Consider the following 20,717-nt stretch of genomic DNA (forward strand, 5'->3'; position numbering starts at 1 on the left):
GTGCGCGCGAAGCGCATGTTCCCGGACAAAGGCGGACCGGCGCCTCAAAGTGGGGTGGTGGGGTCGAGCCGCCGGCCGAGGGCGCCTACGGACTCGCTCGACGGCTGTTCCTTAAGGAACTCGGCAATCGCCCGCGCCAGTTCGCCGTCGCTCATCGGGGTCGGCGGCGGGCGCAGCGTACCGACACCGAAACTGCGGACGATCTCGTCGTAATGCTGATCTCCGGATCTGGGAACGAGCCTGCGGATACGGGCCAGCAATTTGGATATCGGCACATTATCCTCCTCGGCTCCCCGCTGGCAGCAATTGTGGCGCATTGCCAATGCTGTGCGTGCAACTGAAAACCCCGCCAGCATCGGTGATGCTGACGGGGTCTTCGTGCTGTTGCCTCAACCGGACGGCGGAGGCTTCCGCACTTGAGCAAACAATTCGCGGAACGCGTGCCCGTTCCATGCGTGGCCGGATTTATTCCGAACTCGGTTCCACAGGCTTGCGCGCAACCATAGCAACGCGCCGGCGTTGTCTGTGCGAGATACGAAGGAGGAGATTCATGATGAGGAAGACACTGGCAGTTCTGGCTACCGTCGCGGCCGTTGGCGTGACCGCGGTCGCGGCGCCTTCGCCTGCCGAGGCGCGCGGCCGCGGCATCGGTCCGGGCCTCGCGTTCGGTCTTGCCGCCGGCGCCATCACCGCGGGCGCCGTCGCCGCGTCGCATCCTTACGGCTATGGCTACGGCCCGCGGTATGGCTACTACGGCGGCCCCGCTTATGCCTACGGCCCTGGTCCCTACGCTTATTACGGTGATGGACCATACTACCGCCGCCACCATTATTACCGTCACTGGTAACGGCTGAACAAACGAAAAGCCCGGAGCAATGCTCCGGGCTTTTTTCATGCTCGGTGATCCGGTGTCGTTACGGCCAGAGCGAGGGCCGTTCCGCCTTGCGCGCGTTGTCGAGCGTCGACACGAAATACTCTTCACGTTCGCGCTTGAATTTTTCCTGGGTGGCACGGAAGGCGGCGACACGGGCGGCGATCTCTTCGCGTTCGCGGATTTTGCGTTGTTCGTCCTCGGTCATGTTAAATCCCCTCTGCACGTGAGTATGTGTCCTACTGAACCCAAGCACTGCCGCCGCAATCACGTTGAGTCGCGTCAACACATGCATTGGCGCTTCTGATTGGGGCGTCAATGGGGAGGAGGCATTGCAGGATTGTGATAAGCGAGGGTCGGAAAAAATTGCCGACCATGTCTTGCGTGGCGGTGGAGAACAGCGTCAATAATCTTGTCGCTTGCGCATGTTGCAGCTAGCGCAAAAACAAATCAGTAAAACAGCAAAACGGGAGGCGGCGTTGATTGCATCGGATCTTCGCAGCGGCGTCGAGCGTCTTGGCGACATGATCGCCGAAGCCAAACGGATCGTGCCGTTCACCGGCGCCGGCATCTCGACCGAATGCGGCATCCCCGACTTTCGCTCGCCGGGCGGAATTTGGACGCGCAACCGCCCGATCCCGTTCGACGAGTTCGTCGCCAGCCAGGAGGCGCGCGACGAATCCTGGCGCCGGCGCTTCGCGATGGAGGAGGTCTTTGCGGCGGCTAAGCCCGGCCGCGGCCATCGCGCGCTCGCCTCACTCTACCGCGCCGGCAAGGTTCCCGCGATCATCACCCAGAACATCGACAATCTGCATCAGGCCTCCGGCGTCGCAAGCGATCACGTGATCGAACTTCACGGCAACACCACGTATGCGCGCTGCATTGGATGCGGGCAGGCCTATCCGCTTGATTGGGTGAAGCGCCGCTTCGACGAGGAGGGCGCCGCGCCCAACTGTACCGTGTGCGACGAGCCGGTGAAGACCGCCACGATCTCCTTCGGCCAGACAATGCCCGAGGACGAGATGCAGCGCGCGACGGCGCTGTCGCAAGCCTGCGATCTCTTCATCGCGATCGGTTCCTCGCTGGTGGTATGGCCGGCCGCGGGCTTTCCGATGATGGCGAAGGAATCGGGTGCACGCCTAGTGATCGTCAATCGCGAGCCGACGGAGCAGGACGACATCGCCGACCTCGTGATCCGCCACGACATCGGCGAAACGCTGGGGCCCTTTGTCGGTAATTGAGGCAGCAATTTGATTCGCGGCTGTGCAAGCTGTTCATAGGTTCCGCCGAATCTCTTTTTTGTCTATGCGTCGCAACCGGGAGTGTTATCTTTTGAGTCGAAAGATTCGCGTCGCGTCGAGTTGAGAAGATTCTCTAAAGACGCGTGATTCGGCGCCGCCATTCAGGCGGGTTGCATGGCATGTGTGGGGTCCGGGGTTATGGGGTCGTCGGACGGATTTGAGTCCAAGAAGGTCGGAGTTCCCGCGGTGGGCGAACACGGCGGTGGCGGTCGCGACAGTGCACTCAGTCCGTTCACCGGACTTGGTGAGAGCAGCGCCAACCTCGTCGAGGTTCACGGCGTCATCAAATGGTTCGACGCCTCAAAAGGCTACGGCTTCATCGTTCCCGACAATGGCTGGCCCGACGTGCTCCTGCACGTCACCGTGCTTAGGCGCGACGGCTTCCAGACCGCCTACGAGGGTGCCCGCATCGTCGTCGAGTGCATCCAGCGCGCCAAGGGCTACCAGGCGTTCCGCGTGGTCTCGATGGACGAGTCGACCGCGATCCATCCGGCGCAGATGCTGCCGCCGCGCACCCATGTCACGGTGACGGCGACCAGCGGGCTGGAGCGGGCTCAGGTCAAATGGTTCAACCGGCTGCGCGGTTTCGGCTTCCTGACCTGCGGCGAGGGCACCCCCGACATCTTCGTGCACATGGAGACGCTGCGCCGCTTCGGCATGACCGAGTTGCGGCCCGGCCAGTATGTCCTGGTCCGGTTCGGGCCCGGCTCCAAGGGCATGATGGCGGCCGAGATCCATCCCGAGACGGGATCGCCGGTTTCGTCCCACTAATTCCATTCCCGCGATCGTGAGCAGAGGCGCGCTGGCTGGCCGGCGCGCCTCTGGCTTTTCCGGTGACCGCCACGTAAGGACTGGTCCAGTCCCACGCCTCGAGAGCCATCCATGAATTTCGATCGAAAGGCCGTCTTCGCCCTTGCGAAGGGCTGGCTTGCCGCCATCCTTGTCATCGCCGGCTGTGCCGTCGCGAGCGCACCCGTGCGCGCCGCCAGCTTCCAGCCCCTCGAGATCGTCACCAGGAACGGCGTGCAGGTGTTCTCGGTCGAGGTCGCGACGACGGAGGAAGAAAAGCAGACTGGCCTGATGTACCGTAAGGAACTGGCGGACGGCAAAGGCATGCTGTTTGACTTTAATCCCGAGCAGGAGGTGTCGATGTGGATGAAGAACACCTACGTCTCGCTCGACATGATCTTCATTCGCGCCGACGGCCGAATTCTGCGCATCGCCGAAAATACCGAGCCGATGTCGACAAAGATCATCTCATCCAGGTGGCCCGCGCGGGCTGTTCTGGAGGTGGTGGCAGGGACGGCGCAGAAATATGGCATCCGCGCCGGCGACCGCGTCGGCCACCCGCTGTTCGGCAGCAAGTAGCCGGGAAGGGAGCCATTGCCCCCGCCTGGCGGTCTTTTGGGAAGCTTGCTCGCGCCTTTGGAAGGCTTGCTGGCGCTTTGGGAAGCGTGTATCGACGGGGCTCGCCGGACATTCGGGGTATAGCGCAGCCTGGTAGCGCGGCAGTTTTGGGTACTGCAGGTCGTTGGTTCGAATCCAGCTGCCCCGACCAATTAACCCACTGAAACTGCGTATACATTTTATCTCCCTGTTTCACATCATTGCGCCCGTGCCACCCGCGGGGAAGCACCGGGGAAGCACGAGCGTCGATTCTGGGCCGGTTGGGCGGCTTTCACACCGCCCGGGACCGCTCCTTCAGTTCAAGTGCGGTCGGCTTTCCGCAGCGGTCTTAGCCTCCAACATTTTCATCGCGGAAGCCAAAGTCACAGCGGCGTCGATTTCGACCAGGTTGCCGGGTAGCGGGCGGAATTGGCCCGCGGCTTTTCCCGTGAGCGGCGCCAGCATGGCCGCGGCGGTCGCCGAGCTCACGTGGCACCGGATCAGGGCGTTACCATCCTCAATGGCCAGGATTAGGTCGGTCCCGCGGCGGGCGAGCAGGGCGCCTAGGTCATTCGAAGTCGTCGAGGTGCGGACGGCGGTTGAGTTGCGCATAGTGTTTTGCCTTTCGAGCAAGATGCGAGTCCAGGGGCGAAATGACCGACACTAGGCGGCCCCGCGCACCTTTGGGCGTGCGCCTTGGACATACGCGCGCGGCCCCTGGACAAGAAATGTGATTGCCGCTCACCGGATTGGCTATCGGCTAGTGTGTTGGGCTTTCGACCCGCGACTAGGATGCGCTAAGCCGAAAAACCGGCAACGAATATTTTGTCTGGAAAAGTCTAATACGTAAAACCAGACGGCTAAGAGCTTATTCGAATTTGCGCATTTATCGATCTAAGCGTTTTTGTCGGGTTTTTCGATCGCGCATCAATCGACAAGAATCGCCCTGTCTCGGGCCAGCTTTCGCGCACAAATTATTGTTTGGAGTCCGCGACTTAGCCCCATGCCTCCAAGCTGGAGGAGTGCAAAATGCGGCCGTAGCACTGTTTGAAGCGATGGCTACGTGCAGCTGCAATGGACGATTGCGCTTAAGCCTATCGCCTCGAGGCCCGGCCGACGCCCGGTCCACCCCTGGGCGGGGGGCGCCGGCTTGATGTCCGAAGGCCGCAAGGCGCTCTCGCTAATTTTGAATTTCCGGAGAGTCCAGGGCTTCAGTCATTGAGGGTCGTCAGCGATGTCCGCCAAAATACCGCTTCGCTCTAACGGGTCGATCACTTGCTTATTGAGGACCTCTACGGCGCACCTCTTGAGAACCCTTTTCACCAGCTTGTATTTTTCCAAGTAGAACTTGAGACCACGAGCTGTCTTCGTGTTTTTTGGATCACGTGCCAGCGTTACGCCTTTAGTTGCCGCCGCAATATCCTGCTTCAGGCTTGTGAGACCACCTTCAAAGGATTCATCTCTGCATTTCTTGGCGTAGTCTTCCGGGTCTAGGTCGGTAATCTCTCGCGGCTGCTCTTGCCTGGCATCGGCTGCCGGTGACGGAGGCGTCTCTGAAGGATAATTTGCTTCCATCCGGGATGACCGCTTCTCAGGAGTCTGGATCACCGGCTCCCTCACTCGTGAAGCATCTATCTTCGCATGCTCCAAGCTCACTGATGCGTTCTGGAGCGCTTTTTTGAAATCAGGGGAGATATCCGCGATCGCATTCAATGCGCGCTTCGATCCGGCTACAGTGCCCGATGTAACTTGCGCAGGTTTGACCGGCTGAGCGCTTGGCGCAGGAGCGACAGCAGCGCTTTTTGCGGGAGGCTCGTCGCACTTCATAGGTTTGAGCTCCACGCCGTCGATCTTGCCGCTCACGCCGCTACAATCTTTAGTCGGTTTAGCCGACTTTGCATTTTGGCCGCTCACGCCAGCGGCTACGTTAGTTCCCGTCGGAGTGGGATTGGCTGGCGGGGCAGGTGCTCTACCGATGCGCACGGCTCTCGCGGTTCCCCCATTCGCCGTGATAGAGCCATCAGGCTGTAGCGTGTAAACCCACGACCCCATGCTCGTGTTGTAGGTCATGTTATTGCCAGCGCAGGTCCAAGTACCCTCAGCCTGACAAGCCGCGTGCTCGGTACAGATCGCTCTTCCGTCAGCGGTGAGTGTCCCCTTGTTTCCCCCCGAATGCCGCCATTCGCCTATGAACTTGGAGGCGCAGCTCGCTGGCGGAGCCGCAAAGGCGGGTGTCACTGAAGCGGCGGCTGCAAAGGGCAGGAAAAGAATGAAGCGCACTGAAATCCCCCAGATCAATACGAGCCCACGTTATCGGTAGTCAGAAGCCCCTTCAATCGGATGGTGGGGCCGGCGCCATCGCCCGGGCCTGCGATGCTGGCTCCGAACCGGGTACACCTTCCCTGTCGGAGGTGCCCGCAAGGACCGCTTGGGTCAATCGGTGTCTATTCACAGTGAGCTACGCTGTTTCGGTCCTTCGTGGTGAGATCATACGGATCTCGTGTATGCAGCAGGAAAGCAACACTCCAAAACACCTTGCAAGAGTGCGTGAATGTTAATTTGCGCGATCAGAACGATTCAGGCCAGCTCTCTGCAACAAGTCTTTTAGTTGCGGGGGATGACAATGACTGTCACGCGTTGGATCTGTGCTGCCGCCTGTTTCCTGATCACGATGAGCTCGGATGCGTATGCCGCGCGCCAGCACAGACCAGGAGAGCGGATTTCCTGCTCAGAAATCAGATACTACGTTGCGAGATATTCGGCAGCGGTGGCTGAGATGTATGCCCGCAATCAGGGGGCCACTAACAGCCAGATCGAGCGAGCTCGGCGTTGCTTGGCCTCAAACGAGGCCGCCGGAACGGGTCAACAACGCTCCTATAGCGAATGACCAAGACGAACATTGAGCCGCGGGCGTGAAGCCGTAGGACGAGTCGGTGTACGTTAGGGAAGTCCTGCCAAAGGGGAGCGTCATCGTGCGGCACGGCGGCGCATGCAGCTGGTATCATAGGTCAGCATGGCTCCTCGTCACGTTGCGCCAGCCTCAATGGTAGTGCACGCGCAAGAAAAGAGCCGCTGAGCTTTCACCCAAGCGGCTCCGATAGTCAAAGCTGCAGAATGCCCTCCCAGCCCGTGTGTACCGCCGTTACCTTGTTTGCGGCCATACCAGCGCATTGTATGGCAGTGAAACTGATTCTGCTGTGACCTGAACCACACATTGAAGCGCCTTGCGTCGCACCGAGGCGAAGAACTCCAATCGGGCCGGTATCGAGCGGCATAGTCAGCGTGAAATACTGGCGTTCGGGCGCTTGCGGCATCTGGTCCAAATGGAGTCGAGGAACACTCAGCGCCTCCTAACCTTTCGCTTACTACTCCAGAGTCATAATTCATCCCACGGACGCAACGCCGCTTCGCCGACGGCACCCACCGCGCAATCCGGCGCTCTTCCTCTCACCCCGCCGGCGGCAGATGTCCTCAACCCTCTACAACCGACAGAATTCGTTTGCGCTCTTTAGCGCTGAAAATCCATCGAAGCAGCAGTCCGGCACCGATCTGGACGCCGAGTTCAACGCCGTTAAACTGGCGATGGATGATACGCAGCAAAACCTCTCGAAAATTCAGGACGACGACGGCGCGCTGAAGCGCGGCTCGGTCGGCCAAGCGCAGTTCGACAGCAGCGTCACCCTTGGTTTCGCCGCGCCCGCGCAATGGGAGAGCGGTATCCTCTACGATGCGAACGTAAGCACCGTCTTCCACACCTCGATCTTTTACATCGCGAACACCACCCACACGTCTGGAGCGTCGTTCGAACCCGACAAATGGGATGAAATCGCCGACTTCACCGCGGCCGCGGCGATCGCGGATGGATCCATCACCTCCGCGAAACTGGCGGACGGAGCTGTTGCAGCGAACAAGCTCGCAGACGGTGTCGTGGCAAATTCGAAGCTCGCGACCGGCGCGGTCACGACTAACAAACTGGCTGACGCTGTCGTTTCAACAGCCAAACTGGCCGATGGCGCGACGACTTTCGTGAAACTCGCGTCCGACGCCAATCAGATCATCCCCGCTGGCGCGTTGATGCCGTACGCAGGTTCGGTCGCGCCGACTGGCTGGTTGCTCTGCACCGGTCAATCGCTTTTGCGGGCGGATTATCCGTCTTTGTTTGCCGCAATCGTCACGTCTTATGGCGCGGCCGATGGAACGCATTTCAACTTGCCGGACATGCGAGGGCGAGTTCCAGCCGGCGCCGATGGTGGCGCAAACCGGCTGACGTCGAGCTTCTTCGGTTCGAGCGCGGTCCTGGGAGCGACGGGCGGCTCGGAAAGCCACACACTTTCGACGCCGCAGATTCCATCGCATTCGCACTCGAACACCCTCAGCGACCCGGGCCACTTTCACTCGGGCGCGTTGAACACAGGGGCGGCCTACAATTCGCCTGGCGGCGCTACTACTGTTGCTGGAAACGTCACGACGAACACGGGGTCTTCCACCACCGGAATTACAATCACCAACGCGTCCTCGGGCGGGGGCGGCGCCCATAACAACGTTCAGCCGACGATCGTGCTCAGTTACATCATCAAGGCGCACTGACGATGCCGCAGATCATCGATTTCGAAGGTCAGCAGCACGAATTCCCCGACGACTTCACGCCGGCGGACATTCAGCGCGCGCTCGCGAGTGTTCCTGCGCAACCCGCCGCAGCGCCCGCAGCCGCCCCCGCAACGCCCGGCCTCGGCTCGCAGAACGCCGCAGCCAGCGGCCGCCTCTACGTCTCGCCAGAGCAGCCGCAGCGCGTTGAGCGTCCCGCCTCGCTGCTTCCGAGCAGCGTCGGCGGCGCGGTGCGCGATTTCACCGTCGGCGCCCAAGGCGTCGGCAAAGGCATCGGCGACATCGTCACCGGACCGTTCGACCTCGCGGCCGGCGCACAGAACCTCGTCACGGGCGGCATCAACAAGCTGCTCGGCACAAACATCGCGCCCGCGATCCCGGCGTCGAAGCTGCTCGAGAAGGCCACGTCGGTCCTCCCCGGCATCGACCCGGCGACCATGTCGACCGCCGAGAAGCTCGCCTACGATGTCAACCGGTTCGGCACCCAGGCCGTCGGCACTGGCGCCATGCTGGCGTCCCGAGCGCCGAGCGTCGCCGCTGCGACAACGCGTTCGGAGACGCCCGTCGGGCGTGTGCTCGATCACATGGCCAGGCCGTACACGGACGCGCCGGCGCGGACACTGGTTGGGGATACAATAGGGGGCATGGGCTCAGGCGTCGCGGTCAACGCAGCCGACGACTACGTCCCCGAGCACGCTGTCGTTGGCGACACATGGCCTAAGGCCATCGCTAACGCGCTTGCGCCCGTCGCGGGCGCCGTCGGCGCGAACACCCTCCAAGGCACAGCCGAGGGCATTGCCGGCGCCATCAGAAATATTGCGGCGAAATCATTCAGCTCCGCATCAGCGCCGATCCCGCTCAACCCAACCACAAGAGCGCCGTACAGCACCGCCGATGTCGATCGCGCCGCCGCCAAGATCCAGGGCTCCGCATTCGGCGCGCCGCGCGCGCTGGCGCAGGACATCCGGGAGAACGCGGCAGCCGTGTCGCGGCCGCTAGAGGAAGGCGCCTCGCCGTTGCAGAGCTCGGCCATGCCCACCACAGGATTGCTCTCGCGCGATCCTGGTCTCATTGCTGCGGAGCAGGGCGCGCGCCTCAAGTCAGCGCCGGACTTCATCAAGCGCGACCAGAATGTCAAAGCCGCGGCTGCTGAGCGTGTCGAGGCCATGCGCGACCCCGAGGCCGACCTTGGCGCTGTCATGCGGCGCGCCGCCGCGGCGCGGGACGAGCGCTTCCGTGCCACGGAAAACGATATCCTTCAACGGGAGGACGCGAACCGATCGGTCGACAGAATCCGGGCGGATCAGGGACAGCCGTTCGGGGCTCTCGGCAATAGTGAGGTCAAGGCGAATGCCTCCCGTCGACTGGACGAGGCGCTCGTCGATCGGACCTACATCCCCGCGCGCGCCGAGAAGAACCGGCTATTCGACAACGCTCCCGGCCGAGCGGATGAGCTTCCAGCCGACGATATCTTCTCGGCCATCGATCGGATCCGCGGTAACGCAAACGGCCTCACGCCCGGTGTGCTGCCGGAGGACTTCATGCGCCGGCTGAATGCCCTTCGCCCGCAGATCGTCGAGCATCCACCTGAAAGCGGGCAGATGGTCAATGTCGGAGGTCTAGGCACCGCGCTGGGCGGCGACCTTGCGGATCTCCGCAAGTTCATCGGTCCAGCTCAGGAGCGCGCGCAAGCCTCCGGCAATTTTGACTTGGCCGACAACCTCGGGCGGCTGCGCAGCGCGATCAACCGAACCATCGAGGATGCGCCTGGCTATTCGGAAGCCAACGCCAACTACCAGCGCTTCGCACAGCGTTTCCGCCCCGAGAGAAACGACGAAACGGCGCGGTTCACCCGCGAGCTCGATCGCGGCGGTCAGAACGTTGATGGCCAGCTCAATCGCGGGGCCACGCCTCCGAGCGCCACCGCGGACCGTTTCCTAGCTACGCCGGAGAAAGCAATCAGCTTGACTCGCGCGCTGGATGGTTCGCCGGCGGTGGCGGATGCCAACGCCGCGCTTCGTGATTATCTGCGGTCCGACTTCGCGAAGTCGGCCCTCAACAATGACGGCACGGTCAACTCAATCCGCGCGAACGCTTGGGCGCGAAACAATGCCGACGTGTTGGCGCAATTTCCAGCGGTGCGGGGCGAGTTCGACGAGATCACCGTCGCCGCACGTCGTGGGGAAAACTTGTCGACACAGGCGAGGGCGGACCTCGAAGCGGCGCGCGCCTCCCGTAAGGCCACCGAAGCAGAAATCGATCGCTCCGCTGTCGGTACCTTGTTTCGTGAGGATCCTCGCGATGTCGCGCACAAGCTCCTCGGCGGCAAATACGATGCCGGCGCCAAGCTTGATGAGATCAATGCGCTTATCAAGAACGATCCCCAAGCGATGCGCGGTTGGAAGGCTGCTGTTTCCGAGGTTCTCGCCGACAAGGTCCAGGGCACTCGGCAGGTGGGCGAGACGCTCGAAGTTCAATTTGCCAGATTGGCGCGAGAGTTCAAAGATAATGAAGCGCTGCTCGCAAAGACGTTCTCGCCAGAAGAGATGAACAATCTCCGGCAGGCGCACAAGATCCTGTCGTACTTCAAGGAGGCGGAGAAGAGGGCGACCGTTGGGTCGGATACTGCCGAGAAGCTCAACATCCCCCGTTGGGCTCAGCTGGCCGTACGCCACTTCAAAGGCGATCTCGCCGGCGGCGGCTTGATAAAGCGCTTCAAACTTCTGCTCGAGATGCTCCCGTCTAGCAAGCAGAATGCGGACGAAATCGTGCACATGGCATGGTTCGATCCGAACGTTGCAGCCTACTTGCTCGAGAGGCCGGTGAGAAATCCGAACGTTGCGCAGTACAACATTGACTTGCGCCGCCTCATCGCGGCCGCGAACGCGTCACGCGAGAACTGAGGAACTCAGATGCCGTCTATCGCAGCTTACGACCTTAGCGAGCAGCAACGCACGTTGGTGCGCCTCATCGTCAATGAAGGTAAGCGCCCCGAGGAGGCCGCAGAGCTCGCCGGCTATCATCCAAAGTCGGTTTACAAGACGATGCGACTGCCAGCGGTCGCCGCTGCGATTTCGGAATCGATCCAGCTCGATCTCGCAGTGGTCGGCGCTCCGCTCGCGTATCGAGTCGCCAAATCATTGTTGCAAGATGCGAGCGTCAGTGCTCGTGTCCGAGCGGACCTCTCGATAAAGGTCCTTGACCGGGCAGGGCACATTGCGCCGACCCGTAAGGATACCTCGTCACAACAGAAAGCACTGTCCGAGATGTCTCGCGATGAGCTCGCTGCGTTCATCGAACGCAATCAGGCCGAGATCGACAAGGTTGAAGGCGAACTAGCGTCGAGGGCCAAGGATGTGTCCTATTTGGGGTGACCGAGCGTCGCAAGTTCCCTTGCACGAGTTGAATTCTTGTTAACCGCCGGCTCGCAGGATGCCGCTCCGAAATCGGAGGAGCACCATGTCTGATCTGGAACAAAACATTCGCGAACGCGCCTACCAGCTGTGGATTGAGAACGGCTGCGAGCACGGCAAAGCCGTTGTGCATTGGCTAGACGCTCAGCGCGAAGTTCTTGCAGCTGCACTCGGAGGCGTCGCTCGGGTTTCGAATGCCGCGTCGGGCAAGTTGAAGGCAAAGGCCGCCGCGCCTCGGAAAAAGCGCCGAGCAGCTTAGGGATCAACGCTCTTGGGCTTCAGCTTCTGTCCTGCGACGCCGTAGCGAAGCGCTAGGGACCGAGCGCCACGCGGAAGCCGTGCGTCGGATAGCGAACATGGGTGTCGTAACCATCGCGGTTGGACGGACGCACATATCTCGAATCGTTCTTCCAGGAGCCCGAGCGCAGGACATGGGCGCTGCAGTCCCCGCTGCTCCATTCCGAGCCGTCGCCGGGCGCGCCCTGATAGGTCTTGTGCCAGCAGTCCTCGACCCACTGATCGACACCGCCGCCCATGTCGTGGAGCCCGAACGGATTAGGCCTGAAGCTGCCAACCTTCGCCGGCTGCTCGGCCGCGGGATCACCGCAATCCTTGCAACCGGCCATGCCCGGCTGCAGCTTGTCGCCCCACCAATATTTGGTCTGCGTTCCGCCCCGCGCGGCATATTCCCATTCGGCTTCGCTCGGAAGCCGATAAGTCTTCTTCGTCGCCTGAGCGAGATAAGCCGCATATTGCTGCGCGTCGGTCCAACTCACATTTGTGACAGGCGCTTCGTCCTTGCCGATGGCGGTGAAGCCGCACGCCTTTGCAGCGGCGCACTCGTTCCATTCCTGCACGGTCACCGGATATTTGCCGATCGAGAACGGCTTGATCGTCACCTGGTGGACAGGACGCTCGGTCGGGTCGTCATTGCTTCCCATTGCAAAGCTGCCGCCGCGAATGGCGACCATCTCGGGTTCGCGGACGGGAGTTGCCGATTGACTCGGCGCCGGAGTGGGCGAGGGAGGCGACGAAGCCAACGAGGGAGAAGGCTGCGGCGTTTGCGGCGCCGCTTCGCGCGGCGGGCGCTGCGGGCTCGGCGATGCGGCCGGAGAAGCGGCGGGCAGGGCGGCCTGCTCGCTCATCTTGCCCGGCGCCTGCGCCAGCAGGTACCACAGCACGCCGGTGGCAATGATCAGCAGCGTGAGGCTCAGGAGGAAGATCAAGATATTCTCGCGCCGGCCCTTGGTCCTGCCGACCGCATCTGCATCCGGCAGCACGCGATAGACGCGCACGGGATCGGTGATGTTCTTGACTTTGCGGTCCCCCAGCGACTCGTAGCCGCACACGACCTTGTGCTTGATCTGCTCGTAGATCGCGCCGGAGATGTAGACCTGACCAGGCTCGGCAATGCCCTCGATGCGTGAGGCGATGTTGACGCCGTCCCCGTAGATATCGTCCGACTCAATGATGACGTCGCCCAGATTGACGCCAATCCGGTACTCGATCCGCGTATCCCTCGGAAGCGAGGCATTGCGCCCGATGAGGTTCTGCTGGATGACGATGCTGCATCGCACGGCCTCGACCGGACTGTCGAAAATCGCGATGAAGCCATCCCCCGTCGTTTTCACCAGACTTCCATGGTGTTCGACGATGCTGGGCCGGATGAGGTCCCGCTCGATCCGCTTGACGCGGACGTGCGTGCCCTCTTCGTCGGCCTGCATCAAACGACTGTAGGAAGCTATGTCACCGACTATGATGGCGGCGAGACGACGAGGCCCGACGCCGTGTGAGGGGGGTTCACCGTTGTTCCCGGATCGGAAGTTGCGAATTTCGCCCATAGCGGGACCCACAAAACTGCAAGGCGACGCAGCATACAACCCGTCAAAAGGATCGTTCGCGACGATATCACATCGATGAACGCACACAACATCGAAGCACTCGTCTGCATCGCCTTGCCGATTGAAATGCCATCCCAGATCACCTGCCGGTCGTGGACGCGGTCGCGGTCGATGACCCTCGTGCGTAGGGATAGGGCTTAGGGCCGGCGGCCAGAGCGCGCCGATCCCCGAACCTTCACATAACTTGCGACAATCGACTCCATGGCTTTTGACGTTCGGCGTCATCTCCGCGGTCAATCAGTGGTGCAAGCAAACTGCCGCTAGGCCGGCCTGCGTTATCGGCATCGATCTCTTGTCGGTGTGGCGCAGCGCAGCCCGCGTAACCGAGAACGGATTATCGCGCCGCGTTCGCTTACTGTTCGGCTTTGTTCACAACCCGAAAGCACTGATCCGGTTGTATTGCCCTGCGCGGAACACGCTGCCGATCTCGAAGTTAGGAGTTTCGTGACAAGAAGGTAGACTGCCCCGCCGTCGGCTCCCAACACCGGCGGCGGGCTTTTTGTGAGTAGCGTTAGTGCCAAAGCGTACCCGAGCACCGGCCAAGAAGCCGCGAGCTTCCATGCCGGGCTTCATCAGCCCCCAGCTGGCGACACTGAAGATGAAAGCTCCTTCGGGGGCTCAGTGGTTTCACGAAGTCAAATACGACGGCTACCGCATCCAGCTCCACATCGACGGCGACAGCCGTAAAGCCTTTACCCGCAACGGCCATAACTGGGTCAACCGGTTCTCGGTCATTGCCGGCGCCTTCAACATCGAAGGGCAAGCCATTGTCGATGGTGAGGTGGTCGTCATTCACCAGGGGCGAACCAACTTCTCCGAACTCCAGGCGGACCTCGGCAGAGGCGACCAGGACCGGCTGGTTTACTTCGCCTTCGATCTCCTCTGGCTGGACGGCAAGGACCTTCGCAGAATGGCTCAGCTTGCCCGCAAGGAGCTTCTAAAGGAGTTTATCGAGGCCAACGAGGTGGAGAGGCCCATCCTGTACAGCGAGCACCATGAAGGGGACGGGCAGGCGCTGTTCGAGGCTGCCAGCAAGCTGAACTACGACGGTATCGTCTCGAAGCGGGTTGATGCCCCGTACCGGTCGGAGCGGGTCGAGGCCTGGCAGAAGATCAAGACCGTCCAGCGCGAGAAATTCCCCGTCGTCGGTTTCGTCAAGGATCCGTCCGGCGTCGCCGCGCTCTACCTCGGCAAGCAGGAAGGGAAAGAGCTGCGGTATATGGGGAAGGTCGGCACGGGCTGGAGCCGGACGAAGTCGGCGGAGATCCGCAAGGCCCTGGATACCGTCGTCAGCCCGAAGCAAAAGCTCACTAAGCGCATCAAGAAACCGAAAGCCACCTGGGTTGAGCCAAAGTTCTACGCCGAGATCGAATACCGGGACATCACCTCTGAAGGCCTGCTGCGCGCCAGTTCGTTCAAAGGGTTGTCCAAGAAATAACTGATGTACATTTGACGCCTCAGCACGCGAGCTAGTGATACCTCTGCGTGAGCGATGAAGATACACTGGCCTTGAAGCGCCAACGCTCCAAGCAGACGGGCTCTGTTGAAGCCTCTCGCCATTGCTGCCAAAGGCAGGACAAGCTCACAACGGGACCAAGCAGGGCTCTTGCTCAAGCGCACCTTTAACGCAGATTAAGCGATCAGCGCAGAGGCGCCAGCTTCATGCGCAGCGGTAGGAACGGGGCGAAGCAGGTCAAGTTTTCCAAGTATATGCAACCTCCCCAGACTAGGCCTCCGCCCTTCCGGAGGCCTTCCTTTTGGGAACACACCGTTCTTACGGGCGTTTTCCTTGCCAGTGAGTGGAGTACCGGCATGCCGGACCGCGTAACCCAAGCGGTCAAAAAAGCCCAAGCCATCCTGGCCCGCTATGTCGAGCCTCGTCTCCAGCGACGAGCTGCAGAAGGCCGTCGACAAGGTAGGCAATTCGGCCGCCGCGGTTCGCAAAGAATTGGCGGTGTAACCGAGGCGCGCGGTATGCTTGCGATCTTTGGAGCAAGGCCCGCGCGCTTTTTCATGCCATGACCGATCCCAACTGTCCCATCTGCTTTGGCTTAGGCTTTGTCTGCGGACCGGGCATGGAGCGCAGAGCTCGGCTGCCAGTGTGGTGCCGGTGACCCGTGCAATGGCGCTAAGCAGAGCCTACTGACTGCCTACCTGGAGCCCGCGGAGACATGGTGAAAAATGAGGGCGGTCACAGCGCCCATGAGCAGCGTACGCTAATGCGACATGTCGTCCCCTGTTTGAAACGTGCCAACGTCGCAGTCACAAGTTTTCAGCACTTTCGCGGAAATGTTCGGAGATGCGCACGTTGATGCAAGGGCAGGGTTTAGGTTGGAGAACAGCCATGCGAAAGCTTTCCTTGGCACTTGTTGCCACGCTGCCACTCATTTCGATACCCGCTGCCGCGCAGCAAACCGGCGCGACGTCTCAGGCTGGTGTGAACCAAAACGTGCAAACTGAAGCCGACAAAGGCATAAAAACCCGCAACTCCGGTGAATCTGGCTATGTCGCCAATCAGGACAAGCCCGGCGCCGCTTCCCATGCGCCCGGGGAGACAACCAGCACGGCAGGAACGACAACCGGAAGCAGTACACCGAACGATCAACCAAACATCAACAGTTCGCAGGCCGACTACAATGCTTCCCTAAAGGACGGCTCCGCGCTGAAAAAATAGCGAAGCGAGACTGCTTGGAGAACAGGCGTGGAAGTTTCGAAGCACAATGGAGATCGCGCGTGACGCCAACGCCATAAGAACTGAAAGTCGCCATGGGCCGTTGGGGTCTCGAGCAAATGGATCGCCAATTAGGCCTTCGATCCGAGGGTAAAGAGTTGTCGGCCTTAGACGAGAGCGAGATGGCGCTGGCACGGCGGCACGTGGCCGTGGAGGCTCTGGCTGCGATGGAGATAGAGCTCGTGGCCAATGAAACCATGATCCAGCCTCATTTGAGACTGGAATCGCCGATCAATATCTCTCGCGCTAGAGCGGGGGAGACTGGGGGACGTGGCGAATGGGCGGCGACGTAACGTCTATACTGCGCAGATATTGGTCGAGGGCAGTCCTGTGCGGTGCAAGGTCCGGCACCTCACGGATTCCTCTGCGATCGTCCAAGTCGATAGCGCGCCTATCGTCCCCGCGGCATTTGGGCTTCGCGTTCCATGTGCTGGCTTGAATGTCGATTGCTCCGTTGTATGGCGTGATGAGCGCCGTCTCGCTGTGAAGTTTCTGAACTGATCGCAACGTCTTTGTCGACGCGAGCCCGACGGTCTTGATATCCAGGGATGCTGATCCCGAGGTGACGTGTAAAACTCAGCGCATTCGATCCCGCGCGCGTCTTTTCTTACCGGCTTGGTGCCGTGAAGCGGAGTCGTCCTGCGCAGGTGAGGCCTGAGGGGTTGCCGTATTCCGACAAGACATCCAAAATTTTGTGCGGCCCTCACGACCTATACGAGTTCAAGGACCTAAGGATCGCAATCGCCGCCGCTCTCGGGCGATCAAAGTTCCGCGCATCTCCGCTGGATCGCGAACCAAGGTCGTTGATCGTCTGCGAGATTGAGTCGCCCGACGTCGCGGTCGAACTGCGGGCGCGGCTTCTGAAGGAGATTGGGAAGCGGCGCCTATACATGAAAGGCTCTGAATGAAGAGCCTGACGACCTTCTCGATTATTCTTTCGCACCTGCCACAGAACGTCTCGTCGCCGAACAACATGGTTTGCGACTAACAACGAGACGGCGGATACGGCAAGCACGAGGACAAGAAGATCCAAAATCATCCGAGCCTCAAACTCTCAATCACTTCACGGCGGCACCCGAAGTCGCCGAGCACCGCGCGCGGCTAATGAGCGGACGGAAATCAGTCCTGAGCTAATGCCTTCCGGCAGATCAAGAGCGATGGCAGCCGCAGCCAAATAGCGCGCCACAGCCCTACGTCCCGGCTTCTAATAATACCGATTTAAATAGTCTGAATTAACTAAGTCGATTTCGCAAGCGCCCGTCAGTTCGTTTGAGGGAACCTCGGCCAAAAAAACCTATTTTCGAAAAGCGGAAATACGTATACTAGTATTCTATTAATCTATCTTTTTTGCAGGATCTGACTGATTTGTGAGGGGCCAATGGATGCTTTTTGTAGCCCACGTCGCCGCCATTTTTCTGAGGAGCTCCAAAAGCTAAACGACTTGATGCTGGAGGTCCAGCGGCTGCGCAGGCGCGTTGCGCTAGCAGAGATCCAACTCCAAAAGCGGGCAGTCGCTAAGAAAGCCCCCCTTGCGACAAGGCGAGGCTTTAGGCTCGTCGTAGATGCGGGCGTCGGAGAGACGGCCATTTCTACGTAATTCCTTCCTTGGGAGATTCCAATGAGCGTGGCTCTTCCCTATGCCGGACTTGTAGTGTGTTTCGCAGTGTCGAGTTGGCTTACACTTACTTACATGCTTTAGCCCGCGCCGGCGGTCGCCCCTGTTCGTTGCTCAATCACACCGAGCAGCGGTTTCGACCATGTGTTGACCACTCCGAGAACGCCATCGACGAAAGCCAGGCAATCCTCGTCGGCTGTGACCGCGAGCAGCGATTGTGGAGCCCGTGGCCTCCAAGCCGCTAGCACCAGCCTTGCTTTTGTCTGAGTTCCAGTATTGTTTTTAGCTTTGGGAAAGGGAGACGTTACGTGGCTATGGGGACAGTGAAGTGGTTTAATCCGACGAAGGGTTACGGGTTCATTCAACCTGACAACGGCGGCAAGGACGTCTTCGTCCATATTTCGGCGGTTGAGAAAGCCGGCTTAAGCAGCCTCAATGAGGGAGCCAAGGTCAGTTTTGACGTCGTGAACAATCGCGGAAAAGACTCGGCGGAAAATCTGCGCGTCGGGTGAGCCCTCCAAACGCGCCGTGAAGATAGGCGCCACACCGAAAAGGCCGCAGCGGCGGACCACTGCGGCCAGCCGGGTAAAATGAAGACGTGAATATTGATTCCAGCCCCGGCAAGACAAGCCTAGAGCGACAGTGCGGGGGCGCAATGTCGTCGATGTCACACTTATGGAAAACTTAAACGTCAGTCTTGCTGACTTGCTGACTGAGGGAGGGCCCGCCGGGGCTGGCGGTAGCGAGCCCTCAACCTCTAGCACGAGGCCGCGAGATTCAGCGGCGCATCGCAAGACGAATAATCTGCACCCGAGCGTGTCAGATTGATGTCAAACCAGTATCGAAATTCGGCAGGTCGGTTCTGTGTGAGCCAGCGAGCTTTCAATCACCGCTGATGGCCCAGACCAATTCCCAAGTAGAGCGCCTTCTGACGTAGCGAGCCCTCGGTTCGCTTGGTCATCTTGGCTATTTTCATGACAGGCGTTCGTGCCTTTCAGTGCGCCTTGAGTTCCTTGACGTCGGACGTGGTCCACTCGCGACGAACTACTTGTTTCTTCTTCGGCATGCGGCGCTCCTTCAATGTTGAAGGCGCGGTCTCACAACATAGTGCGCAGTTCGCAACCAGCGCACTTAGAGCTACACCTCGTCGTTGTGCTTGCGCGAATGCAGCGCGTTGAAGTCCGAGACGCCGTCGACGCCGAGCACCACAGCCTCACCGTCAATGACGAATTGCTGCTCTCGGTTCTTCAGCGCCGCCTGGACGATCCAGGGGAAGCGCTTCGTCCAGTCATGGCCGGTCCTGGTGATCAGCCGCACGGCTTTGCCCTGGCGCTCGACGCGCAGGCGGTAGCCGTCATATTTGACTTCGTGAATCCAGTCGGGACCAGCAGGCACGGCCTTTGCCGCCGTGGGCAGGCAGAACTCGAACGCTTTCAACATGGCCAACAGATAGGTTGCGGGACGGCTTTTTGGAGTCTGCCGGCCTAGTGCATTCAGCGGATGGCCGTCTGATGTCCGGTTTACCGCCAACAGCGGCCGAAGAGCGGATGGTCTGCGAGGTCGGAGATGGGCCAACGGCGGAAGTGACTCAGCGCCAAATGATCGCGTCGACGACGATGATGGTGCGAGCCATCGGCCCGTACTTATGGGAGTCAATGGACTCTGTGACGTGCTTGATCGATCAGCGCCTCGACCTTCGGCACTATGCGCGCAACAACAGCTTCGATCCCTGCCGCGTTTGGCTTGAAGTCGCCGATCTCCTTCAGCGACGGTTCGCTTACAAACGCGTCATCAAATGCAGGGTAGAATAGCACATCGTACTCGCTGGCAAGACCGGAGAACATGGTCGCAAAGGCACTCTTGTGTTCGTCGTCCAACTTGGTGTGAGGCGCTGCTCCGCAAAGAAGCACGGCGATCCGCCGCGCTTTTAGGTTTTCAATAATTGTTGCCAGGGACTTGCGCGTGATGTTTGGCTCGACGGCAAAGACCATATCAACCGCACCGAGTACCAAGATCACCGCATCGGTATCCTCGGGAACCGAGCGATTCAAGCTGGCAAGGCCCCTTGCTGCTGTGTCATTCCCCTTTCCTGCATCAACAACCGTGACCGATTGACCTTTGGCCTTCAATGCAAATTCAAGTCTGTCGGAGAACTTGCGCCCAACGGGAAGATAGTAGCTGGTAGCCAGAGCATCGCCGAGTGCGACGATTTTGATTACCCGTTCTTCGGAACGCAGGGCTGTTGGTGGCAGCCAAGTGGCAGCAGCCGCTCCGCCCAAGATGATGAACTCGCGCCGTCTCATTGCCGACCCTCTGGTCAGACACGCATTCTATTCGCATGGACAGATTGGTGGAAGAGGCTGATGTCGTATTCGGGTCAAAATGCGAAGAACTCGACCTGAGCAAATCTTGTCCGCCATGCCTCAATAAGCGGACCTCGTGGAGCGATGCTGCCACTTCGCCGAAGGGCCAGACCCAGACATGACTTGGGCACTCGCGTCGAATAACTTAGTCGACGCAAGAGATTTTTGGTTCACCTTCTCAAAGGCGGCTAAACGCCACGCTTAAAGCCTCTGATTGCCCGTATTTGCTCATACAACTTAGGTCTAGTTTGCGGTCGGAGAGGCGATGCCGGTCGCGCATCTTTTGACGAAGGGACGCCCTCATGTTCACAAAACGCGATTTTCTTCGCTCCGCCGCCCTAGCATCAATTACGGCGTCAATGGCCAATTCCGTCTTGGCGCAGGCGCAGACAAACCCCTCGTGGCCTAATCTGTTCGAAGCCAAGGCCATCGCTGCGCATTTCGCTGATGGTGAGCGGCGATTTCAGGCGATCGTGAGCAGCTGTTTCGCGCGATGGTGAGCAGCGGCTTTGACCGACATGGGTGATTGGT

The 20,717-nt window shown here is 60.2% G+C and carries 21 protein-coding genes, 1 tRNA gene and 2 pseudogenes; 15 read left to right on the forward strand and 9 right to left on the reverse strand.

All coding sequences use genetic code 11. The annotated features are described in order from the left end of the window. Positions 1-44 precede the first annotated feature (44 nt). Complete coding sequence (locus IVB42_RS12795; RefSeq protein WP_007610151.1) at positions 45-275, reverse strand: hypothetical protein; 231 nt, start codon at positions 273-275, stop codon at positions 45-47. Positions 276-553: 278 nt separating this feature from the next. On the opposite strand from IVB42_RS12795, the gene IVB42_RS12800 reads away from it, so the two are divergent. Continuing rightward, positions 554-847: a hypothetical protein gene (locus IVB42_RS12800; RefSeq protein WP_026233439.1), complete on the forward strand. Its 294-nt coding sequence runs from the start codon at positions 554-556 to the stop codon at positions 845-847. 67 nt (positions 848-914) lie between these two features. Here the strand turns inward: IVB42_RS12800 and IVB42_RS12805 are convergent, their stop codons facing one another. Beyond that, positions 915-1,079: a hypothetical protein gene (locus IVB42_RS12805; RefSeq protein WP_018457755.1), complete on the reverse strand. Its 165-nt coding sequence runs from the start codon at positions 1,077-1,079 to the stop codon at positions 915-917. Positions 1,080-1,350: 271 nt separating this feature from the next. On the opposite strand from IVB42_RS12805, the gene IVB42_RS12810 reads away from it, so the two are divergent. The 4 genes from IVB42_RS12810 to IVB42_RS12825 all read left to right on the forward strand — a co-directional run bounded on the left by IVB42_RS12810 (position 1,351) and on the right by IVB42_RS12825 (position 3,730). Continuing rightward, entirely contained in the window at positions 1,351-2,112 is a 762-nt protein-coding gene (locus IVB42_RS12810; RefSeq protein ID WP_247296832.1) for an NAD-dependent protein deacetylase, read from the forward strand. Between the two features lie 198 nt (positions 2,113-2,310). Then, a complete protein-coding gene (locus IVB42_RS12815) occupies positions 2,311-2,943 on the forward strand; it encodes a cold-shock protein (RefSeq protein ID WP_018457757.1) in 633 nt (210 codons plus the stop codon). Between the two features lie 111 nt (positions 2,944-3,054). Continuing rightward, positions 3,055-3,540 carry a DUF192 domain-containing protein gene (locus tag IVB42_RS12820; RefSeq protein WP_247296828.1) on the forward strand — a complete coding sequence of 162 codons (486 nt, stop codon included), beginning with the start codon at positions 3,055-3,057 and terminating at the stop codon, positions 3,538-3,540. A gap of 113 nt (positions 3,541-3,653) precedes the next feature. Further along, positions 3,654-3,730: transfer RNA gene (locus tag IVB42_RS12825), tRNA-Pro, on the forward strand. Between the two features lie 143 nt (positions 3,731-3,873). On the opposite strand, the gene IVB42_RS12830 is transcribed toward IVB42_RS12825, so the two are convergent. Beyond that, positions 3,874-4,170: a hypothetical protein gene (locus IVB42_RS12830; protein WP_247398845.1), complete on the reverse strand. Its 297-nt coding sequence runs from the start codon at positions 4,168-4,170 to the stop codon at positions 3,874-3,876. A gap of 603 nt (positions 4,171-4,773) precedes the next feature. Next, positions 4,774-5,421, reverse strand: a complete 648-nt coding sequence (locus IVB42_RS12835) for a hypothetical protein (protein WP_247398842.1) — start codon at positions 5,419-5,421, stop codon at positions 4,774-4,776. A 760-nt stretch (positions 5,422-6,181) separates the two neighbouring features. On the opposite strand from IVB42_RS12835, the gene IVB42_RS12840 reads away from it, so the two are divergent. Both IVB42_RS12840 and IVB42_RS12845 read left to right on the forward strand, forming a co-directional pair. Continuing rightward, positions 6,182-6,445, forward strand: a complete 264-nt coding sequence (locus IVB42_RS12840) for a hypothetical protein (RefSeq protein WP_247398839.1) — start codon at positions 6,182-6,184, stop codon at positions 6,443-6,445. A 578-nt stretch (positions 6,446-7,023) separates the two neighbouring features. Further along, positions 7,024-8,145, forward strand: coding sequence for a tail fiber protein (locus tag IVB42_RS12845; protein WP_247455724.1), 1,122 nt, complete (start codon positions 7,024-7,026; stop codon positions 8,143-8,145). On the opposite strand, the gene IVB42_RS12850 is transcribed toward IVB42_RS12845, so the two are convergent. Then, complete coding sequence (locus tag IVB42_RS12850; protein ID WP_247398833.1) at positions 8,124-8,747, reverse strand: hypothetical protein; 624 nt, start codon at positions 8,745-8,747, stop codon at positions 8,124-8,126. The genes IVB42_RS12845 and IVB42_RS12850 overlap by 22 nt on opposite strands. A 60-nt stretch (positions 8,748-8,807) precedes the next feature. Here IVB42_RS12850 and IVB42_RS12855 point away from each other — a divergent pair, with 60 nt between their 5' ends. From IVB42_RS12855 to IVB42_RS12865, 3 genes are all read left to right on the forward strand, one after another. Next, on the forward strand, positions 8,808-11,066 hold the full coding sequence (locus IVB42_RS12855; protein WP_247470313.1) for a hypothetical protein: 2,259 nt from the start codon (positions 8,808-8,810) through the stop codon (positions 11,064-11,066). A 9-nt stretch (positions 11,067-11,075) separates the two neighbouring features. Beyond that, positions 11,076-11,537: a hypothetical protein gene (locus IVB42_RS12860; RefSeq protein WP_247398828.1), complete on the forward strand. Its 462-nt coding sequence runs from the start codon at positions 11,076-11,078 to the stop codon at positions 11,535-11,537. Between the two features lie 85 nt (positions 11,538-11,622). Further along, positions 11,623-11,835, forward strand: coding sequence for a DUF2934 domain-containing protein (locus tag IVB42_RS12865; protein WP_247398825.1), 213 nt, complete (start codon positions 11,623-11,625; stop codon positions 11,833-11,835). 52 nt (positions 11,836-11,887) lie between these two features. Here IVB42_RS12865 and IVB42_RS12870 read toward each other — a convergent pair whose 3' ends face one another. Next, on the reverse strand, positions 11,888-13,207 hold the full coding sequence (locus IVB42_RS12870; protein ID WP_345946672.1) for an SUMF1/EgtB/PvdO family nonheme iron enzyme: 1,320 nt from the start codon (positions 13,205-13,207) through the stop codon (positions 11,888-11,890). A gap of 9 nt (positions 13,208-13,216) precedes the next feature. Between IVB42_RS12870 and IVB42_RS42265 the strand changes: the two genes are divergently transcribed. From IVB42_RS42265 to IVB42_RS12890, 5 genes and pseudogenes are all read left to right on the forward strand, one after another. Further along, complete coding sequence (locus tag IVB42_RS42265; protein WP_345946671.1) at positions 13,217-13,369, forward strand: hypothetical protein; 153 nt, start codon at positions 13,217-13,219, stop codon at positions 13,367-13,369. Between the two features lie 667 nt (positions 13,370-14,036). Then, positions 14,037-14,915 carry a non-homologous end-joining DNA ligase gene (gene ligD, locus IVB42_RS12875; protein WP_247398819.1) on the forward strand — a complete coding sequence of 293 codons (879 nt, stop codon included), beginning with the start codon at positions 14,037-14,039 and terminating at the stop codon, positions 14,913-14,915. Between the two features lie 374 nt (positions 14,916-15,289). Further along, positions 15,290-15,437: pseudogene (locus tag IVB42_RS12880) on the forward strand (DUF3606 domain-containing protein). A gap of 384 nt (positions 15,438-15,821) precedes the next feature. After that, a complete protein-coding gene (locus IVB42_RS12885) occupies positions 15,822-16,151 on the forward strand; it encodes a hypothetical protein (RefSeq protein ID WP_247395344.1) in 330 nt (109 codons plus the stop codon). Between the two features lie 1,980 nt (positions 16,152-18,131). Next, on the forward strand, positions 18,132-18,335 hold the full coding sequence (locus IVB42_RS12890; RefSeq protein ID WP_247395343.1) for a cold-shock protein: 204 nt from the start codon (positions 18,132-18,134) through the stop codon (positions 18,333-18,335). A gap of 374 nt (positions 18,336-18,709) precedes the next feature. Here the strand turns inward: IVB42_RS12890 and IVB42_RS12895 are convergent. The 3 genes and pseudogenes from IVB42_RS12895 to IVB42_RS12905 form a co-directional block, all read right to left on the reverse strand. Then, positions 18,710-18,889 (reverse strand): annotated as a pseudogene (locus IVB42_RS12895) (hypothetical protein). 71 nt (positions 18,890-18,960) lie between these two features. Next, complete coding sequence (locus tag IVB42_RS12900; protein WP_345946670.1) at positions 18,961-19,263, reverse strand: hypothetical protein; 303 nt, start codon at positions 19,261-19,263, stop codon at positions 18,961-18,963. A gap of 212 nt (positions 19,264-19,475) precedes the next feature. Continuing rightward, positions 19,476-20,126 carry a GDSL-type esterase/lipase family protein gene (locus IVB42_RS12905; protein WP_247395342.1) on the reverse strand — a complete coding sequence of 217 codons (651 nt, stop codon included), beginning with the start codon at positions 20,124-20,126 and terminating at the stop codon, positions 19,476-19,478. Positions 20,127-20,717 lie beyond the last annotated feature (591 nt).

It is taken from the genome of Bradyrhizobium sp. 45, from assembly GCF_023073155.1.
In the GTDB taxonomy this organism is placed as follows: Bacteria; Pseudomonadota; Alphaproteobacteria; order Rhizobiales; family Xanthobacteraceae; genus Bradyrhizobium; species Bradyrhizobium canariense_D.